2 protein-coding genes are annotated in these 2,285 nt (G+C 68.6%); both read right to left on the bottom strand.

Annotated features, from left to right (window positions below; translation table 11 throughout):
• Positions 1 to 135 precede the first annotated feature (135 nt).
• A complete protein-coding gene (locus tag ACFWBT_RS42690; RefSeq protein ID WP_003993253.1) occupies positions 136 to 474 on the bottom strand; it encodes a P-II family nitrogen regulator in 339 nt (112 codons plus the stop codon).
• Positions 471 to 1,808: an ammonium transporter gene (locus tag ACFWBT_RS42685; protein ID WP_385710146.1), complete on the bottom strand. Its 1,338-nt coding sequence runs from the start codon at positions 1,806 to 1,808 to the stop codon at positions 471 to 473. The genes ACFWBT_RS42690 and ACFWBT_RS42685 overlap by 4 nt, the downstream gene beginning before the upstream one ends.
• Positions 1,809 to 2,285 lie beyond the last annotated feature (477 nt).

The following is a 2,285-nucleotide window of genomic DNA, read 5'->3' as shown; positions in this document are numbered from 1 at the left end:
GACCGCGCGCCCTCTTGGAGGAGGCGCAGCCGGGCCGCCGCATAGCCGCTGGGTCCCGAGTCCTCTGCTTCCACTCGCGCGTCCGTACTCGTCACCCAGCGACTCCTGTCTTTCTTCTTCTGCGGGCCGATCCGGTCAGAGTGCGTCCGGGCCGCGCTCGCCGGTCCGGACCCGGACGGCCGTATCGACCGGGATGGACCACACCTTGCCGTCACCGATCTTGCCGGTACGGGCCGCCTTCACGACGACATCGATGAGCTGTTCGGCGTCGTCGTCCTCGACCAGCACCTCGATGCGGATCTTGGGGACGAGGTCGACCGTGTACTCGGCACCGCGGTAGACCTCGGTGTGTCCCCGCTGCCGACCGTAGCCGCTGGCTTCGGTGACCGTCAGTCCGTGAACCCCGAAGGCCTGCAGGGCCTCCTTGATCTCGTCGAGCCGGTGAGGCTTCACGACGGCGGTGATGAGCTTCATGCGTCCACCTTCTTGGCATCCGTGTCGGCCGGGGCGGGCACGGCGGTCCGGGCGGAGCCGCCGCCGGCACCGCTGAAGTCGTATGCGGTCTCGGCGTGCTCGGCCTGGTCGATGCCGGCGATCTCCTCGTCCTCGGTGACCCGCATGCCCATGGTCTTGTCGATGAGGAAGGCGAGGATGGCGGAGACGACGAGGGAGTAGCCGAGGACGGCGAAGACGCCCGCGCACTGCTTCCAGAACTGGGTCAGGCCGCCGCCGTAGAAGAGGCCCTCGACCGTGGACTGGCCCTTGCCGCTGGCGAAGAAGCCGATCAGCAGGGAGCCGATGACACCGCCGACCAGGTGGACTCCGACGACGTCCAGGGAGTCGTCGTAGCCGAACTTGTACTTCAGGCCCACGGCCATGGCGCACAGGACACCGGCGATGGCACCGACCGCGATCGCGCCGAGCGGGGAGACCGCACCGCCGGACGGGGTGATGGCGACCAGACCGGCGACCGCGCCGGAAGCCGCGCCCAGCGTGGTGAACGCGCCGTGCCGGATCTTCTCGTAGGCGAGCCAGGCCAGCATGGCGGCCGCGGTGGCGATCTGCGTGTTGACGAACATCAGCGCGCCGACGCCGTCGTCGTTGCCGAGCCACGAGCCGGCGTTGAATCCGAACCAGCCGAACCACAGCAGACCGGAGCCGAGCATCACCAGCGGGAGGCTGTGCGGGCGCATCGGGTCCTTCTTGAAGCCGACGCGCTTGCCGATGACCAGGATCACGCCGAGCGCCGCGGCACCCGCGTTGATGTGGACCGCCGTACCACCGGCGAAGTCGATCACGCCCAGCTCGAAGGCCCAGCCGCCGGCGCCCCACACCCAGTGGGCGACCGGGAAGTAGACGACCGTGGCCCACAGCGCGATGAAGAGCGACCACGCGGTGAACTTCACCCGGTCCGCGAGAGCACCGCTTATCAGCGCGGGCGTGATGATCGCGAACATCAGCTGGAAGATCATGAAGACGAAGACCGGGATGGTGTACCCGTCCCACAGCTCCGTCAGGCCGATGTTGCTGAGGCCGACCCAGTCAGAGGTCCAGCCGATGAACGATCCCTTGTCCGTGCCGAAGGCGAGGGAGAAGCCGTACAGCACCCACAGGATGGTGACGATCCCCATGCTGATGAAACTCATCATCAGCATGTTGAGGGTGCTCTTGACGCGGACCATGCCTCCGTAGAAGAAGGCGAGGCCGGGCGTCATGATGAGCACCAGGGCGGAACAGATGAGCATGAACCCTGTGTTGGCGGCAGAAAGCTTGGGTGCCTCTGCGGCAAGGGTGATGGCTGGTGCCATCGGCGTCTCCTCGTCGTTGGTACGGCCCCGTGCGGGCGAAGCCTGAGTGGTCGTGAGGGGCGGGCCGGTTATGCGCCATGAGATTGGCGCAGCGCCGTTTCCGTGGAAGCCCCTCGATGTTTCGCACCAGTGACGAAGGCGCTCTGTGTGTTACGCATTCATGAACTGCCGGATAGTGGTCGAACCGATCGTTATCGTGACGCAATCATCGGCAGGGGCCGTCGCGGCGCTCCGGGCGCGGACGACCGCGGCCACCGGGTGAGCCATCCCCGCCTTGACCAGCCACGTCCTCGCGAGCGGCACCGGCCGAGGGGGCACACAACGGAACCGGCCGCGGCTGGTCGTCCGATGACCTGGCATGGGGGAGCCGAGTCGGGCAGTTCGGGACGACCGGCCGCGGCCGGGGCCTGGGGCGGGGGGGGGCCGGCGGCCCCCGGGGGCGCCCCCGCCCCGGGGGGGCGCCGGGGGGCGGGGCGC

The organism is Streptomyces sp. NPDC060027, assembly GCF_042737005.1.
Lineage (GTDB): Bacteria > Actinomycetota > Actinomycetes > Streptomycetales > Streptomycetaceae > Streptomyces.
This window is presented reverse-complemented; position numbering and strand designations above follow the sequence as displayed.